At 68.7% G+C, this 16,795-nt stretch carries 16 protein-coding genes; 7 read left to right on the top strand and 9 right to left on the bottom strand.

Annotated elements, in window-relative coordinates:
- Nucleotides 1–375: 375 nt before the first annotated feature.
- Nucleotides 376–822, bottom strand: a complete 447-nt coding sequence (locus F0U60_RS44170; protein WP_395809302.1) for a hypothetical protein — start codon at nt 820–822, stop codon at nt 376–378.
- 223 nt (nt 823–1,045) lie between these two features.
- Between F0U60_RS44170 and F0U60_RS44175 the strand changes: the two genes are divergently transcribed.
- From F0U60_RS44175 to F0U60_RS44195, 5 genes are read left to right on the top strand one after another with little or no spacing between them, the layout of a single operon-like run.
- Nucleotides 1,046–1,981, top strand: a complete 936-nt coding sequence (locus F0U60_RS44175) for a hypothetical protein (protein WP_395809304.1) — start codon at nt 1,046–1,048, stop codon at nt 1,979–1,981.
- Nucleotides 1,978–3,504: an FAD-dependent oxidoreductase gene (locus tag F0U60_RS44180; protein ID WP_395809306.1), complete on the top strand. Its 1,527-nt coding sequence runs from the start codon at nt 1,978–1,980 to the stop codon at nt 3,502–3,504. Before F0U60_RS44175 ends, F0U60_RS44180 begins: the two co-directional genes overlap by 4 nt.
- Nucleotides 3,501–4,313: an SDR family NAD(P)-dependent oxidoreductase gene (locus tag F0U60_RS44185; protein WP_395809308.1), complete on the top strand. Its 813-nt coding sequence runs from the start codon at nt 3,501–3,503 to the stop codon at nt 4,311–4,313. Before F0U60_RS44180 ends, F0U60_RS44185 begins: the two co-directional genes overlap by 4 nt.
- Before the next feature lie 19 nt (nt 4,314–4,332).
- Complete coding sequence (locus tag F0U60_RS44190) at nt 4,333–5,286, top strand: NAD(P)H-binding protein (RefSeq protein ID WP_395809310.1); 954 nt, start codon at nt 4,333–4,335, stop codon at nt 5,284–5,286.
- Between the two features lies 1 nt (nt 5,287).
- On the top strand, nt 5,288–6,694 hold the full coding sequence (locus F0U60_RS44195) for a cytochrome P450 (protein WP_395809312.1): 1,407 nt from the start codon (nt 5,288–5,290) through the stop codon (nt 6,692–6,694).
- Between the two features lie 31 nt (nt 6,695–6,725).
- On the opposite strand, the gene F0U60_RS44200 is transcribed toward F0U60_RS44195, so the two are convergent.
- The 3 genes from F0U60_RS44200 to F0U60_RS44210 form a co-directional block, all read right to left on the bottom strand.
- On the bottom strand, nt 6,726–7,697 hold the full coding sequence (locus F0U60_RS44200; RefSeq protein WP_395809314.1) for a hypothetical protein: 972 nt from the start codon (nt 7,695–7,697) through the stop codon (nt 6,726–6,728).
- Nucleotides 7,698–7,824: 127 nt separating this feature from the next.
- Nucleotides 7,825–8,256 carry a hypothetical protein gene (locus F0U60_RS44205; protein ID WP_395809316.1) on the bottom strand — a complete coding sequence of 144 codons (432 nt, stop codon included), beginning with the start codon at nt 8,254–8,256 and terminating at the stop codon, nt 7,825–7,827.
- 162 nt (nt 8,257–8,418) lie between these two features.
- Nucleotides 8,419–8,568, bottom strand: a complete 150-nt coding sequence (locus F0U60_RS44210; RefSeq protein ID WP_395809318.1) for a hypothetical protein — start codon at nt 8,566–8,568, stop codon at nt 8,419–8,421.
- 201 nt (nt 8,569–8,769) lie between these two features.
- Between F0U60_RS44210 and F0U60_RS44215 the strand changes: the two genes are divergently transcribed.
- Nucleotides 8,770–9,588, top strand: a complete 819-nt coding sequence (locus tag F0U60_RS44215) for a DUF6597 domain-containing transcriptional factor (RefSeq protein WP_395809320.1) — start codon at nt 8,770–8,772, stop codon at nt 9,586–9,588.
- Between the two features lie 32 nt (nt 9,589–9,620).
- Here the strand turns inward: F0U60_RS44215 and F0U60_RS44220 are convergent, their stop codons facing one another.
- The 4 genes from F0U60_RS44220 to F0U60_RS44235 form a co-directional block, all read right to left on the bottom strand.
- Entirely contained in the window at nt 9,621–10,088 is a 468-nt protein-coding gene (locus F0U60_RS44220) for a DoxX family protein (RefSeq protein WP_395809322.1), read from the bottom strand.
- 14 nt (nt 10,089–10,102) lie between these two features.
- A complete protein-coding gene (locus F0U60_RS44225; RefSeq protein ID WP_395809324.1) occupies nt 10,103–10,906 on the bottom strand; it encodes a class I SAM-dependent methyltransferase in 804 nt (267 codons plus the stop codon).
- A 189-nt stretch (nt 10,907–11,095) separates the two neighbouring features.
- A complete protein-coding gene (locus tag F0U60_RS44230) occupies nt 11,096–13,078 on the bottom strand; it encodes an ATP-binding protein (protein ID WP_395809326.1) in 1,983 nt (660 codons plus the stop codon).
- Nucleotides 13,075–14,238: an acyl-CoA dehydrogenase family protein gene (locus F0U60_RS44235; protein WP_395809328.1), complete on the bottom strand. Its 1,164-nt coding sequence runs from the start codon at nt 14,236–14,238 to the stop codon at nt 13,075–13,077. Before F0U60_RS44235 ends, F0U60_RS44230 begins: the two co-directional genes overlap by 4 nt.
- Nucleotides 14,239–14,596: 358 nt before the next feature.
- Here F0U60_RS44235 and F0U60_RS44240 point away from each other — a divergent pair, with 358 nt between their 5' ends.
- Nucleotides 14,597–15,571, top strand: a complete 975-nt coding sequence (locus tag F0U60_RS44240; protein WP_395809330.1) for an ion transporter — start codon at nt 14,597–14,599, stop codon at nt 15,569–15,571.
- Here the strand turns inward: F0U60_RS44240 and F0U60_RS44245 are convergent.
- Nucleotides 15,502–16,521 (bottom strand): radical SAM protein, encoded by a 1,020-nt coding sequence (locus F0U60_RS44245; RefSeq protein ID WP_395809332.1) that lies wholly within the window; start codon nt 16,519–16,521, stop codon nt 15,502–15,504. The two genes, F0U60_RS44240 and F0U60_RS44245, sit on opposite strands and share 70 nt — an antisense overlap.
- Between the last annotated feature and the right edge of the window lie 274 nt (nt 16,522–16,795).

Genomic DNA, 16,795 nt, shown 5'->3' on the forward strand with positions numbered 1-16,795 from the left:
AGGCTCAAACGAATGCCTGCCACCGCGTCGTCGGAGAGGCGCTGAAACCATTTGAGATGAAATATGTTTCAACGGTTGTCTGCCGGGACAACGAAGGTTCGCTGTAGATGACAGACATGTTGCCACTTCGGCTGTGACAGCCCTCACCCTCCAGGGTTGAAGTGGAGCACAGCCAACAGGAGAGGGCGCTAGAGAACCCGCGTCCTCCCACGCCTCCCCGGGGGATGCTCTCCTCTGGATGTCAGCCTGCCCCGAGGGCGGAGATGGAGGTGCTCTCAGCGCCGGACGGGTAGCTAGCAGAACGCAGCACGGTTGCCAGGCAGGCCGCTCAAGCCGTGCACCCGCGCAATCACAAGCAACGAGGTACGTGAATCCTCACTGTCGCGTCGCTTTCGATTTCGACGCGAACGAGGGGGAGGACGGCTCCGTCAGGTGCCGGAAGGGGCGAAGCTTCTCGAAGTACTCCGGAGAGTGTTGGGCGGGGCAGGCGAGCACCGCCTCGATGAAGGCATCCGGGGGGCGGTAGCCGTGGTCGGTGATGTAGTGGACGATGAGCTCTGGCGCGATGAAGAGATAACGCTCCGAGGGAATCCATACGCTGTAGGCTCCACCCCAAGGCTTCTCCCGGCAGAACTGGCAGAAGTGGGGCCCGGCCGCGACGACAGGAGCCCAGGCTGTCTTCACATGCCGTTGGAGTGCCTCCAGGAAGGCGGGCTCCACGGTTCCTTGCGTATACGGGTGCTCGATGTCGAGCCATCCCACCGCGCGCACCTCGGGGCCCTGGCCCACCTGACACTGCTCACCCATGTCCGGAAAATACACGGTCCCTCCTTCGTAGCAGGGGGACACTATCACACCGGAGGTGAGCCCGATTTCTCGTGGACCTGACCGCCTTGCCGCCCCATCCGCGAACTCGAGGGAGCAGAAAATGGCCTTACGTTTCGCGCCTGGGTGAATGGCCAGGCTCCGTTGACGGACGGATGTCACATCCGCGCCAAGGCGACTCCTTCCTCTAGCGAATCCAGAGGGGAAGGAGACTCACGTCATGGCACCGCATGTTCTACCCGTTCCGTCCGTGGCGCGGCCGTTGGCCCCGGTTGATCCCTACAGACACCGGGAGGCCTATGCGCGAGTCCTGAGCATGTTGTGCCACGCGGAAGCCGCTGCCCTGGAAGGCTTCAAGCTGCTCACCCACCCGGACTTCGTGCAGACACACGCGATGTTCGCCAAGGCCCGCCGGTTCCTGGTGCAGGACGAGTCACGGCACCTGGAGGACCTCAAGCAGCTGGTGCGGAAGCTGGGCTACGACGACGTCCTGCCGCCATCGCCCGAGGAGGCCGAGTTCTGGAGCGCCTGGCGCTCGGGCCGACTCTTCGCGTTGCCCTTCAAGCCCAGCGTCGCGGCCCTGTTCTGCCTCTTGTCGGAGGGCCTGGGGTACGCCTTCCTGTACAACCTCGCCCAGGCCACCCGAGCCCCGGACATCCGGGCCGTGCTGGAGGCCAACCTGGAGGACGAGAAGTCCCACCTGCAGCTCTCGCTCGTCATGCTCGAGCGGGCGCTGGTGAATGACCGGACCTTCCTCGCGGACGTCCTCATCTATCTCTACGGCTACTCGCTGCTGGCACGCCGGCCCATCCGCAGACAGCGTAAGACCCTGGAGGCGATCGGCCTGGATTTCTACGTCATCTTCGGCTCGAGCATCCGTTTCGTCTTTGACCTGCTCAAGCTCGTCCTCGCCGAGACGGGGCGGTACTCGCCGCTGTGGGGTGTGCTGGACTCGTTCACCCAGGGGCTGGGGCGCGCTCCCAGGTTCATGAAGCTGCTGCACCTGTTCATGTTCCTGCCAGAGCCTCCCTTCAGCCGGTGGTTCGTCTACCAGTGGGGCCGGCTCACATTGCGCCTCAGCCCCCAGGGCCAGTCCTCTCCCGCTGGGGAGCGCCCGAGTCCAGCGCCCTCCCTTGCCGCCCTGGTGCGCGCATGAGCACGGCCCCCCGGGTCCTGGTCCTCGGCTCCGGCGTGGCCGGCCTGTGTGCGGCCTACGAGCTCGCCGAGCGCGGCTGCTCCGTCACGGTGGTGGAGCCCGCCCCCTTCCCCGGTGGACGCACCTCGTCCTTCACGGACGCGCGGGGTCGCGGCGTGGACACAGGCCTCCACGTGGTGGCGAACCACTACGCCAACCTGCTGGAGGTGCTCTCGCGCCTGGGGGTGTCGCACCGCCTTCTCTGGGTGGGCGAGCACACCTACCTGCGCTCCGGGCGCGAGCCGATGGCGTGGAGCTTCCGCTCGTGGCCCGCGCCCTTCCACCTGCTCCGCCCCTTCGCGCGGATGCCTCTCTCCCCGGGCGCCCGCCTCCGGCTGAGCCGGGTGGGGCTCCAGGTCGCCAGCTACTCGCAGGAGGACCTGGCCGAGTTGGACTCCCTCTCCTACGCCGAGTGGCACCGGCGCAACGGGCTCCAGCGAGACTTCACCCTGGAGCTGGCGGAGGCCGCGGCGGACGCGGCGACCTTCCTCACGGTGGAGGAGGCCGCTGCCCGGCCGGTGCTGTCGTGGATCAAATACCTGGTGCGCCACTCGCGCTCCGGGGATGTGGGGCTGTGGCGGGGAACGCTGGCCGAGTGTCTGGTGGACCCCCTGTGCCGGGCCCTTGAGCGCAAGGGGGGCCAGCTGCTGCTGCGTCACGCGGTGGTCGGGCTGGAGGGAGAGGGCCAGCGCGTCAAGGGTGTGTGGGTTTCCCCGGCGGAGACGTCCGGTCCCGTCGTCCACGCCGGGGGGCACGTCCCGGTGGGCGCGGCTGGCCGCAAGCTGTTGGCCTGTGACTTCGTGGTGTCCGCGATGAACGTCCAGTCCCTGCGCGCCGTGCTCTCCCCGGAGTGGGTGCACGCGGCCGGGCTCGAGGACGCCATGCGACTGACCACCACGCCAGCCATGTCGCTGATGTTGTGGTTCGATCGCCCCATCCAGCCGGTGCCAGTGGGAGCACCGCTGGTGACGGGTTGCGCCTTCCGCGACTTCGTGGACCTGGCCAGGTTGGACCGGCAGCCCCGTGGCGCACCGGGCTCCGTGTACCAGTTCGTCATCACCCGGGCGAGCAGCCGCTTCCACGACCCGGATGAGGCCATCGTCTCCGACGTGGTGCGGGACCTGCGGAGCATCTGGCCAGGGGCCCGGGAGGCACGGGTGGTGGACTCCGCCCTGGAGCGCATTGGCGCGGCCATGTTCGCCGCGGTGCCAGGCGCGCACCAGCTCCGGCCCCCGGCCCGCACCCGGCTGGGCAACTTCTTCCTGGCCGGCGACTGGACACGGCACGAGCTGAACGCCTCCATGGAGGGGGCGGCCCTCTCGGGCCGGCTGGCCGCGGACGCGCTGCTCCGCGAGCTGGGACAGCCGGGGCTCCGCATTCACCGCGCGTCGGAGTCCACGGTGCTGCCGGCGCTGCGCAAGCTGGGGCGGCCGCGGCGGGGCCGGAGCCCTGGAGCGCCGAGGGAGGAAGAGGCCCTCGCATGAAGGCGCTGGACTTCCGCGATCGCTGGGTGGTCGTCACGGGCGCGTCCTCCGGGCTGGGCGAGCAGCTCGCCCGCCGGCTGGCGTCCCACCATCGGGCCCGGCTCATCCTCGTGGCCCGTCGGCGCGAGCGGCTCGCCGCGCTCCAGGAGGAGTTGCGCGCCGCCCATGGCACCGAGGTGGTGCTGCTGCCGATGGACCTGGCCGCGCCGGACGCCGCGGAGCGCATTTTCACCGAGGCGACCCGCGAGCGGCAGGTCTACGCCGTCATCTCCAACGCGGCGGCCTACTGGTTCGGCGAGTTCACCGCCATGCCCGAGCCTCAGGTGGAGCAGCTCCTGCAGGTCAACGTGCGCACGCCCCTGCTCCTCCTCCGTCGATTCCTTCCCTACCTGGACCAGCGTGGCGAGGGGGGCATCCTGGTCATCACCAGCACCGGAGCGATGATGCCCACGCCCCGGCAGGCGCTGTATGGCGGGACGAAGGCGCTGCTGCAAGGCTTCGTGGAGAGCCTGCACCACGAGCGGACCCGGGAGCGGGAACACGTCCCGGTATGCCTGTGCAGCCCGGGGGGCATGCTGACCGAGATGCTTGTCTCCTCGCCCGTGCTGGAGCAGCTCCGCCGTCGGTCTCTCATCACCCACCTGATGATGCGTCCCGAGGTGGTGGCCAGGCGCGCGTTGCACGCCTTCCGGCGGCGCAGGTTCCTGACAGTCCCCGGGCTCCGGAACCAGCTCATGGTGCTCCTCGCCAAGGTCCTGCCGGCCCGGAGCGTGGGAGAGGGAGCGGCCCGAATCTACGGCAGCAGGTAGGAACGAGGAGGAGCAGCCCATGTCCGCCCAGAACCATCTCCGAACCCTGCTGGTCACCGGCGCCACCGGCTTCGTCGGCCGGGCGCTGTCCCAGGCGCTGCTGCGGGAGCCGGGCCACCGCGTGCGCCTGCTGAGCCGCCGCCCCATGGACGGGGCCGGGGTGACGCCACGGGTGGAGGTGATACGCGGGGACATCCTCCACCCCAGCACCCCAGCGCGGGCGCTGCGGGGGGTGGACACCGCGTACTACCTCATCCACTCGCTCGCCGAGCCGGGCTTCCGGGAGAAGGAGCTGGCCGCGGCGAGCACCTTCGCTCGCGCGGCGGAGGTGGCGGGCGTCCGGCAGATCATCTACCTCGGGGCACTGGGCGACCCATCGCTGCCGCGCTCCCCCCACGTCGAGAGCCGGCACGCCACGGGCGCGGCCCTGCGTGAAGGCAGGGTGCCAGTGACCGAGCTGCGCGCCGCGGCCATCATCGGCGCGGGGAGCGCGGTGTTCGAGATGATCCGCGGCTTCACGGAGCGCTTCCCCCTCATCATCTCCCCTCGGGGGGGCGAGACCCGCTGCCAACCCATCGCCCTCTCCGACGCGCTCCGCTACCTGCTGGCTCCGCTCGACACCCCGCGCCTGGTGGGCCACATCTGGGAGATGGGGGGCGACGAGGTGCTCTCGTACCGGGAGATGATGGAGACCTACGCCCAGCTGAGGGGGTTGGTCCGCCCGGTGCTTCGGATGCCGGTGGCCGTGCCGCGCCTGTCGGGCCTCTGGACAGGCCTCCTCAGTCCCATCCCCCAACGGATCGGCGAGCACTTCGTCCGTGGCCTGGGGCACGACGCGGTGGTGCGCGACCCACGCCTGCGCGAGCTGCTCGGCATCCAGCACCACCTCTGCTTCCGGGAAGCGCTGCGATGCGCCGTCCGGGAGGCGGAGGAGGCCTCGCGGGCGTCCCACGTTCCCGGAGGAGGGCTCTGACATGCGCCAGGAATCCATCCACCCTCCCCCATCGTCGCGCCGTCCCCCTGGGCCCCGGGGGCTGCGCTTCCTGCGAGGGCTGCCCGACATGCTCGGCAACCCGCTCCGCTTCCTGCGCGAGGTGGCCAGCGAGTACGGGGAGGTGATCAGCCTGGGCCACGGCATGCGGCCCTTCTACCTGGTGGTGCACCCTCTGGGAGTGAAGCAGGTGCTCCAGGACAACGCCGCCCGCTACAAGAAGTCCGACCTGACCACCCAGAAGTTCAAGCCCTTCCTGGGGAAGGGGCTCGTCGTAAGCGAGGGAGGCCTGTGGCGCAGCCAGCGCCGCCTGATGGGGCCGTGTTTCACTCGGCAGAAGCTGGAGCGTCTGTTCCCCCTCATGGCCCAGGTCACCCAGGAGATGCTGGAGCGCTGGCGGGAGCTGGCCGCGCGCGGACAGCCGCTCGACATGGGCGAGGAGATGAAGCGGCTGACCCTGGGCATCGCCAGCCGGACCATGTTCAGCACGGATGTCAGTGGAGACGCGGACCTGATCGGGCCCGCCATTCGCACCGCGCAGCACTATGTGGCCCGGCAGATGACCTCGATGACCGGGCTGGCCAACTACCTGCTCCTTCCCCAGCGCGCCGCCTTCCGCCAGGCCACGGACGACATCAACAGCGTCGTGCTCCGCATCATCCGTCAGCGCCGGCAGAACCCAGATGACAAGGGGGACCTGCTCTCCGCCCTCCTGCTGGCGCAGGACGCACAGACGGGGCAGTGCATGGACGACGCCCAGCTCCTCGATGAGGTGAAGGGCATCCTGGTCGCGGGCTTCGAGAGCACCGCCACCGTGCTCACCTGGGCCTGGTACCTGTTGGACCAGCACCCCGAGGCACGGCAGCGCCTGGAGGCGGAGGCACGAGAGGTGCTCGGCGGGCGCGCGCCCACGCTGGACGACCTGCCACGCCTGGTCTACACCCGCGCGGTCTTCGAGGAGGCGCTGCGGCTGTACCCGCCCGTCTGGATGACGCTGCGGACGCCCCTGGAGGATGACTGCATCGGCGGCTACCGCATCCCCGCGGGCAGCGTGGTGCTGCTCAGCCCCTACGTCACCCAACGGCTCCCGGAGCTGTGGCCCCGTCCAGACGACTTCGAGCCGGAGCGTTTCGCCCCGGAGCGCTCCGCCGAGCGGTCGCGCTTCGCCTACTTCCCCTTTGGCGGCGGGCCGCGGACGTGCATGGGCAATGGCTTCGCCCTGATGGAAGCGCAGGTCATCCTGGCCATGGTCGCCGCGCGCTATCGCCTCGCGCTGGTGCCCGGACAGCGCGTGGAGCCGCTGCCGCTCCTCACCCTCCAGCCGCGCCACCCCTTCCAGATGAGGGCCCTCCCCGCCGCGGATAGCACGCGAGGCGCCAACGCAGTGTGACGCGAAGCGCCTATGTCGGGGACTCCGGGCCTCACTCCGGCGTGGGCGTCTCCGGCTGGCCCTTCCACAGGAACGGGCCCACGTCGCGGAACTTGCCGTTCTTCCACTTCAGGATTCGCTCTGGCCGCTCGGGACGGTCGCGGGTGTTGCCGAAGACGATTTCCGGAATGGCGTCGCCATCCACGTCCTGGAGGGAGCCCATCTCGCAGAAGCCGATGGCGCAGCCGTTGCTCCACTCCTCGGTGGTGAGCCGCTGCTTCTTCGCGACGTCGTAGACGCGCACGGAAATCGAGGTCGACCCCTCCTCCGTATAGGAATGCTCCACGGCGATGAGCCCCGGGCCGAGCCCATACAGGCACGTCGTGTTGCTGTGCTCACACCGCACCTTGTCGACGACCTCGGGCCCCTGCCCGGGGCACATCGACAGCGTGACCTGCTTGAAGGCCCGGGGCCGTTCGCACTCGCTCGTGCGGCCCTGGACGAGGACGTTGTTCTTGTCGAGGAACCAGTCGGCGTCAGGCCGGTACTGGCGCGTGCACTCACTCGAGGTGACCCGCCCCTTCCAGTTGTGCTCGCACGTGGGCGCCCCTGTCTTGTTCAGGGCGTCATCGAAATTCGGAAGGGCCGGTGCTGCCGCGGCCGTGAGCTTCGGGCAGCTCGTCGGCTCCACACCGGAGACCTTCCGCATGTAGGCACCGGGGAAGGTCTTCTTCAGCGCCTCGAGAGCACCATTCGCCGTTTCGGGTGGACAGAAGCCGGCGATGACGATGGTGAAGCCGGGACGGAGCCCCTGGTAAGCATCGCTCCGCACCACCTGGGGAAACCCGGGCGCGAAGCTCAGGCCGGAGGACGTGGCCGAGAGCTTCCCCTGCACCTCCTGCAACAGCGCGGGGCCCCGGGCCGCATCGGCATCTCCCGTCAGGATGAGGACGGAGGAAGAACCGGGTTGGGCCTGGGCGACGATGGACAGCAGCACGGCGACGAGCGGCAGGATGGAACGCATGGGTACCAGCCTGACGGAGCGTGGGGCCGGGGCTCAAGTGGGTCTGCCCCGATTTCGTGGGGCAGGCTCACGTCCGCACGGTGGGTCGAGGACAGTGTTGTGCCTTGCTGCCTCATGCTTGCCCCGTTCACTTCCGTGGGACTCCTTCCTTCTGCTTTCCGCGCACGAGCTCGCAGCCGCAGCCGCAGTCGTCGAAGAACGCTTGGTAGCTCGGTTCGCAGATGAACCGGATGGTCGCGCACTGCTCGGGGCTCTTGCTGACATACTTTCTGCGCTTATTGTTGTAATCGCAGGATGCGGGTTTGCACTCGCTCTCCTTCACGCAGATGCCGATGCAGTCGGCGCCCCCCCGCTCCGGATCGCAGTCATCGCCGGGGTCGTCGACGCAGCGCTGTCCCTGCGGACATGGGGTGCCGGCGAAGCCTCCGCAGGACCGGGTGAGGTGCTGGAACACTTCTCGCGCAGGTGGACCGGACGCCTGGGCCCAGGAGGTGCCGGCCACAAAGAGGAGGGAGCTGGAGAGGGCGAGCGCTCTCGCCATAGGGATTCGGATGGGCATGGGAGGTTCCTTGAAAGGGTTTCTGCTTCATGGAGTCCCGCATCCGCCGATGTGACCCTTCATTCCCATGCAAGAGGTAGACAGCGGGGGCTCGGTCCGAGCGACGGGAGCTCCATAGCCGCAGGCGGAATGAACCTGCTCCTGGCACTGACATTTCGCACCTTACGAGTCGTCTGAAACCCTATCGGCCGGGGGTTGGGCGTCCACCATGTCAACGAAGGCCCTGAACGCGGGCGACGCCTGCTTGCGGCTGGGGAAGTAGAGGAAGAAACCGGGCACCCAGGCCGCATACTTCTCCAGAACGATTCGCAAGGAGCCGTGCTGGAGCTGGGAGAGGACGCCTGGCTCGGGCTCGTACGCGAGCCAGGACCCCGCCTATGGAGACGCCAGCTTTTCCGCCGCCGCTCGTCGTCCGCGCTTGGCACTCTGGAATACAGGCGTTGCTCCTGGAGTGCTGGAATGTTAGCTCTAGCAGCAACCTGGCATGAGAGAACCACTTACCCGGGGCTTTTGATGGATGCGTTCATTTATCGTCCGGGTCCTCCGCTTTGCGAGTTCATCGATTGGTTCTGGTTCTGGGATGGTCGCCCCCTGCCGGCACCGAAGGAGCGGGTGCTTCCGTCGGGCGCGTTCGACCTGGTCATCAACCTTGGTGATGAGCGCTTCCGCTTCTACGACCCCATCGCACTCACGCCGCTCGAGCCACTCGCGGGGCCCATTGTCTCGGGCGCGCACGCCAGCCACTTCGTCATTGGCTCGACGACTGGCACGGCGTTGATGGGCGTTCACTTCAAGCCTGGCGGGGCGTTCCCGTTCCTCGGCGTGCCCGCGGGAGAGCTCGAAGGGACCCATGCCCCGCTCGACGCGCTCTGGGGCGCAAGCGCGCGTGCACTCCGCGAGCGACTGGTCGAGGCGCCGACGAGCGCGGACCGATTTCGCCTCCTCGAATCGCTGCTCCTCACATATGCGCGGCGTCCGCTGCGGCACCATCCCGCGGTCGTCGAGGCGCTCCGCGCGTTCGAAGATCCCTCCCTTCGGAGCGTTGGCGAGCTGAACGCACGCCTGGGGCTCTCACCCAAGCGGCTCATCGCACTGTTTCGCGACGAGGTCGGCCTCGGGCCCAAGGAGTTCTGGCGTGTGCGCCGGTTCCAGGCCGCACTCCGCCACGTCGACAGCAGCCGACCGGTGCGCTGCGCCGAGCTCGCGGTCGAGCTCGGCTATTGCGATCAGGCCCACTTCAACCGCGAGTTCCGTGGCTTCGTCGGCCTGAGTCCACGCGCCTATGTCGCGCAAGGCGTCGAGCGACCCAACCACGTCCCGCTCCACGGGTAGGCTGGGCGGCGCCGTGCCGCCGCCCAGAACCCCTAGCTCCGGAGCACTGTCGCGCGGCCAAAGCCTGCCCATAGGACCGCAGCAAAATAGACAATCTGCTCAATGCTGCGCTGGAACAGGGGCGTGGCCGCTTCACCGTCCAATGTGATTTGGTGCGTAGCGGCGTACACGTTGGCTGGGAACACCGCCAGGAGGAGGAGCAGCAGCCCCACGGCGGCGAGCCGCCGCGTGACTGGAATCAAGATGCCGATCGCTCCCGCGAGCTCAGCCAGCCCCGTGAGTGTCACCCAAAAGCCAGGATTACCGAAGGCGGGAGGCACCATCCGCATGAGGTCAGCGCGCATTCCGATGAAATGCGCGCCCCCCGTAAGCAAGAACAGGGCGGCCACTCCCGCGCGCAGAGCCCCGGGCAGGGTGGCGAAATCGCCTCGCCCTGGATTGAGCGAGCCAGCGAGGCGTGCGAGGAGCGTGACGACGACGAATACGATCAAGGGGGCCATGGCTCTTCCTCCCTCTATTTCCTCGCTTCAACCAGATACCCTCGCGGTGCTCCCCGCATGCCCGTCGGCGCTGGCGGGAACGGCCACCGCTTCCACGCGTTACCAACCACAGCGACGTCCGTGACGTCGGCCACCCAATCTCGGAGCAGTGCCGCGGGCTCGTCGCAGCCGAAGATCCACGGTGAACCGAGCTCACGCATCATTTGCAGAGTCGCGGCGAGCGGCGGCGCATCCAGGAGTGATTGGCCGACGACGTCATAGAGAGCCACCGATCCAGCCGCCGACAGAGAGTCGAGCCGCGCGAAGAGGCCTTCGACCATGTCTCGCTCAAGGTACTGCAGTAGCCCCTCGACGACCCACGCGGTGCGCGCGTTGCGATCGAATCCGCGCGCTTCAAGCTGCCGTGGCCAGTCCTCGGCGAGGTTCATGCCGATCGCCACACGCGTACACGCCGAGGCCGTGTCGCCGAGCGCGCGCGCCTTGGCCTCGATGACCTCGGCCTGATCGATCTCGAAGACGCGCGTCCCCGCCGCCCACTGCAGGCGATACGCTCTCGCGTCCATCCCAGCGGAGAGGATCACATACTGACGTACGCCGCTGGCGCTGGCCCGAGCGAGGGCCTCGTCGTACCAGCGCGTGCGGACCTCGATGATCGGAATGGACGATCCGTCCGCTTTTCGGTACCGAGCGAGCGCCGCGCGCCCCTCGTCGCCCGCCAGGGTGTGGGCGAAGGAATCCTCAAACAGCCGATCCGCGCGCTTCGATTCCTCGGCACGGATGGCGGCGACCAACAAGCCAGTCATAGCAACAGGGTTCATGTTGCCATTGTGCGGAGCGCTGGCTGCGCCGTATTGGACATTTTTGCCCGCGCAAGGGGGCACCGTCACGTCCGCGCCGCTGCCAATGTAGGAGCAGCCAGAGGTGCTTCCCCGTGCGCGTCTACTTCCAGCGGATCGCATCTCCGCGGCACTCGTAAGGCATTGGGCTCGACGATCCGGGCACTCACGTCAGAGCCGGCCCGCCAGGGTCGCGATCATCAGCAGCAGCTCATCGGCTGGCACGGGCTTGGCCAGATGCATCTGGAAGCCGGCGAGCAGCGCCTTGCGCCGGTCCTCCGGACGCGCGTGGGCGGTGATGGCCAGGGCGGGTACCCGCCCGCCGCGCTCCACCGGAAGCGCCCGGACGCGCCGCAGGAACGTGTAGCCATCCTCCCCCGGCATGCCGATGTCCGAGATGAGCACATCCGGCTTGCCCTGCTGCAAGAGCTCCCAGGCCTCGGCGGTGGAGCCGGCAGCCTGCACGTGAAGCCCGCAGCGCTCCAGCAGGGTCACGAGCATCTCGCGCACGTCCGGCTCGTCCTCGACGAGCAGTACCCGCAGGCCCGCAATCCCCTCCGGGCAATCAAAGGGAGACGCCTCGGCCGAGGCCGGGTCCGCGTTTTGATTCTTCACGCGCAGCGGAGAGATGGGCAAGCACACGACGAACGTCGCCCCCTTGCCCACCCCCTCGCTCGCAACGGAGACGCTTCCCCCGTGCAGTTCGACCAGGTGGCGCACGATCGACAGCCCCAGCCCCAGCCCTCCATGACGCCGGGTCGCGCTGGAGTCCGCCTGGCGGAAGCGCTCGAAGACATAGGGCAGGAACTCCGGAGCAATGCCCTGCCCCGTGTCGCGCACCGTGAGCTCCGCCGAGGAGCTCACCCGGCGCAAGGTGACGTGGACGCGTCCGCCCTTGGGCGTGAACTTCACCGCGTTCGTGAGGAGGTTCCAGGTGACCTGCTGCAGCCGCTGCGCGTCCCCCATCACCGGGCCCAGAGTATCGTCCAGCACCACCTGGAGGCGGATGTCCTTGGCCTGGGCCGCGGGCATGACGGACTCCACGGCGGCCCGGACGACGTCCTCGAGCTGGAGGGACGCGACCTCCAGGCGCAGCTTGCCGGAGATGATGCGGCTGACGTCCAGCAGATCCTCGATGAGCTGCGCCTGCGACTTCGCGTTGCGCTCGATGATCTCAAGCGCCCGGGACTGCTTCTCGGGGGACAGCGTGCCGTTGCGCAGCAGCTGCACCCAGCCCAGCATGGAGGTCAGGGGCGTTCTCAGCTCGTGCGACGTCACGGAGAGGAACTCGTCGCGCATCCTGACCGCGGCCTCGAGCTGTTGAAGCAGCCTCTCGCGCTCGCGCTGCAGCTTCACCTGCCCGGTGGTGTCCTGCAGCACCAGCAGGAAGCCGCCTGGCCCCGTCGTGTCCTCGGGCAGGAGCGCCAGGGAGACCTCGAGGAACTGCGGCCCGCTCGGGCCCTCCGACTCGAGCAGCGCCTGGGCCGGGGCACCGGTCGCCCGCACCTTCTCCAGGAGCGCCTCGAAGCCCGGCGGCAGCAGCAACACCAACGGAGCCCTCGAGAGCCGCTCCTCGGACTGCCCCAGGATTCTCCGCGCCGCCGGGTTGCTCACCCGCACGTGGCCCTCCGCATCGAGCGCCAGGATGCCCAGGGGAGCGAGCTCCAGCAGGCGGTCGAGGACGACCGAGGGCCTCGGCCGGACCGGCTCCACGGCCAGGAGCCGCGAGGAGACGGCCTGGAGCGTGCGCTGGTGCTCGCGCCGCAGCCGCGTTTCCTCAACGGCCCGTTGAAGCTCCCCCGCGAGCTTCGCCACGCCCTCCGCACCATGCAGACTCGTGCGTTGACCGAGAAAGGGGGTGTACCTGAAGGTAGCCCGCAGGGTCTCGAGCTGCTCGGGGGCGGCCAGTACCAGGACGCTCACGTCGCGATCCAGCCTCACCACGCGCTGGGCCAGGGGAAGCGGCTGCCGCTCGAGTGGGCCTATCACCAGCGCGTCGAAGGCCCCCGGACTGCGCTCAAAGCGCGCCAGGGCCTCGTCCGCCGAGGGCACCTGCTCCAGGGTGACGTCCTGCGCCCCACACCGCTCGCGGAGCGCACCCACGCTGCCGGTGTCCATCGCGACCAGCAAAGCCCTCGCCGTGCCCACGCTCATTCCCCCAGCAACGGCAGGTCGAGAAGGGCGCGCCCCACCCAGGTGCGCAGGATGTCGGTGGTGGGCGACATGACGTGGGCCGCGCGCGCGTCACGCAGGTGGCGGAAGAGGGGCGAGCCACTCTCGGAGTAGCCCCGTCCTCCCACGAGCGTCATCGCCTCGTTCACGACGTGGACGGCGCAGTCGGCGACCTCGGCCTTGGCGGAGCAGAGCGCCGCGAGGGCGGTGGCCTCGCCCTCATCTCCCCTCGCGGCGGCGCTGTGGATGAGCAGCCGCGTGCGCTCGACGACGGCCCAGAGCGTTCCCAGCCGGTGCTGAAGCACGGCCTGGCTGGAAGGAGGCGCGCCCCCGTGGGAGTAGTGCCGGCGCTTCAGGTGCGCGGTGGCCTCCTCCAGCGCGCTGCTCGCGATTCCCAGGTACGTCCCCGCCATGGCGATGAGGAAGAAGGGCGCCACGACGTTGAAGACGTACCAGATCTCATCCCCCTCCTGGCCGAGCAGATGGGTGGCCGGGAGGAAGACGCCCTGGAGCCGCAGCGTCCGAGCCGAGTTGCCTCGCATGCCGACCCCCTCCCAGGACCCCTCCCACACCAGGTTCTCCGCCTGGGCGGGAAGGAGGACACAGGAGAAGTCTCCCGGCTGGGCGGCCGCACCGGAGGCCAGGGTGGAGACGACGTAGGAGTCCGCATGCCCGCCATTGGTGACGAAGGACTTCGAGCCCTCGAGCCGGTAGCCCCCGGGGACGGCGGTGAGCCGCGTCTGGGGCAGGTAGAAGTGAGCCCCGGTGCCCGACTCGCTGAGCGCCAGGGTGGTGAGGTGCTCACCCGCGGCGATGGGCTCCAGGAACGTCCGTTGCTGCCAGGGGGTCGCCTTGGCGGCGAGGACCGCGGACCCCACGCAGTGCATCCCGAAGCAGATGGCCGTCGAGGCACAGACGCGGCCGAGCACCTCACAGGTTCGCGCGAGCGCGACGAGCCCCTGCCCTTGACCACCGAAGGCCGCGGGGACGACCAGGCCACCCAGCCCCGCCGCCTGGAGGGCACGCAGGCCCTTCTCCGGCCAGCGTCCTTCGCCGTCGACGCGGGTGACTTCGGGGGCAACCACCTCACGTGCCACCTGGTCCGCCGCGCCCAGCAACTCACCGAGAGACAACCGCTTCAAGTCCACCTCTTACCCGGGCCCTCGTCTCAAGATGCCCGACGAGGGCCACTGCTGAAAACGCCGAAGTTGTGCCCCAAATATTGGCCAGGGCTAGGAGATAACCAGCACGCCCTTACGCGCCTGGCGGTAACGGGTGGGGCCAAGCGTGCGGGGGTGGAATAAAGGCCCTTCGAAGGGGCGCCTGGGTGTTCACTGCATGACGCATGCTCGGACCATGCGAGCAGTTCGAGCCCCTGCTGCCCTGATGCGTTGAACGGGCCAAGAAGGGTGAGCGTCCCTCTCAGCTTGCGCCCTCGACTTCCGGTCTTAGCTTGGCGCCGCACTGCTCAGGGAGCGGTGCGACTCCGAGTCAACAGCCATGCAGCTCCAGCGGATCGCGGGCTCTCGTCCCTTCCAGACCCTCATCACCCTGTCCATTCTGTTCGCCGGTGCCCTCGTCGGTGTGGAGACCTCCCCCGACCTGGTCGCACGATATGGGGCGCTGCTCCACGCGCTCGACCGGCTGGTGCTCGCCATCTTCGTGGTGGAGCTCCTCATCAAGCTGGGAGCCGAGGGCCGCAGACCCTGGCGGTTCTTCCAGGATCCGTGGAACGTCTTCGACTTCCTCATCGTGGCGACCGCGCTCCTACCCATCTCCGCGCAGCACCTGATGGTGCTCCGGCTGGTGCGGCTGTTTCGGGTGCTCCGGCTGGTGCGCGCCCTGCCCAAGCTCCAGATTCTCGTCACGGCCCTCATCAAGAGCATCCCGTCCATGGGGTACGTGGCGCTCCTGTTGGGGCTGGTCTTCTACATCTACGGGGTAGCGGGGACCTTCCTCTTCGGAGCCAACGACCCGGTCCACTTCGGCAACCTGCCTACGGCCCTGCTCTCCCTGTTCCGCGTCGTCACCCTCGAAGGCTGGACCGAGCTGCTCTACATCCAGATGCGGGGCTGCAACCAGTTCGGCTACGGGGACTTCGCCGCGCTGTGCACCCAGCCTCAGCCCCAACCGGTGGCGGCAGTCGTCTTCTTCGTCTCCTTCGTCCTGCTGGGCACGATGATCATCCTCAACCTGTTCATCGGCGTCATCATGAGCGGCATGGAGGAGGCCGCCGAGGAGGAGGAGGAGCGTCGCAGGCTCGCGGTCCCCTCGCGGAGCCGGAGCCTGGAACACGAGCTGGAAGAGCTGGAGCGCGCGATGGCGGAGATGCAGCAGCACCTCGCCCGCCTGCGGAAGACCGCGGCCCACCAACGCCCTGCACAACCTGGTGGGCCCAACGGCGCTCACATCCCCGAGACCTTCGGCCGCCGCGTGCGCCGGGAGATGCGGGCCAGGTCCGCCTCGGAACCGTAGCGCCGATCCAGGGCTCGCGACGCCCGGGCCCAGTCCCGGATGGTGCGGATGGCGGCGAACTGCTCCACCACGAAGGGCTCGCCTCGCCACGCGAGCGCCCGCTCCCACAACACCTCGAACGGCTCCTCGAGGACGCTGCCCACCTTGGCCTCGCATGTCTCGAACGCCCGGAGTTGGCCGTCGGGCTCGAGGTGCGCCATGGGCAGCCGGGGCGCGCCGGGCTCCAGCTGCGCGAAGAACGGCCGCACGTCGCCGACCACCACCCGCGCGCCGTTGGCCGCCAGGGAGGCCAGCCGGGCCGCATCGGCCAGGAGCGCCTGGCCCTCCTCGTCGGTGAGCAGCTCGCGCTCCTCGAAGTCCTCTTCGGCTGCCAGCCCGCCAGGAATCACCATCGCCAGCTGGAGGAGGTCCAGGCCGGGAAAGCGCCCGGACAGCTCACGCACCAGCAGCTCCGTCTCCGCCAGGTTGCTGCGCATGACCGTCATTTCGACGCCCAGCATGTAGCAGGGCTCTCCGCGGGCCACGCGCTCCCGTCGTTCACGCGCGAGCAACTCCAGCGCCGCCATGGCCCGCTCAAAGGAGCCCGCGCGGCCCCGGAGCGCATCGTGGGTGCTCGCCCGGCCACCGTCCACGCTCACGCATACGCGCGCCATGGTGCCGGCAAGTTGCCGCGCGAGGGCCTCGTCCATCAGCCACCCGCTGGTATAGAGACTCACCGCGATACCCGCGTCGCGCAGACGCTGGACCGCCTCCTCCCACCCTGGTGCGAGCAGGGGCTCCCCGCCGCTCAGCGCCACACTCCGCGGCTTCACCCCGGCGATCACATCCGCGATCCGCAGCACGTCCTCGCGCTGCGAGCCCGCGGGCCGCCGTCCGGACTCGGAGTAGCAATGAATACAACGCAAGGGACACGCATAAGTCATGTCCCAGATGACTCTCTCAACCTGCACGAGCATTCTCCTCAAATCGGACGCGTGCCCGCCGAGTACGGTCATGCGGCACGACTGTCAACGCTCCGTGAGTTTCATTCCGGTGACGTAAGCCGGCTCTGAGCGTCTTCCTGATGAGTCCTCGTAGAAGGTGCCAAGGAATGAGAGGGCTCGTCGAACCCACTTCTAACGAGGACACGCGGATCGCCTTTACATGCGCGGCCTGCAGAACACCCGTGACGCCATTCCCTACCCGCGCGTTCCGGGCTGGGCGCAGTCCGAGGCCGCCGGGTCC

The sequence above is a fragment of the Archangium minus genome, from assembly GCF_044360475.1.
In the GTDB taxonomy this organism is placed as follows: Bacteria; Myxococcota; Myxococcia; order Myxococcales; family Myxococcaceae; genus Archangium; species Archangium minus.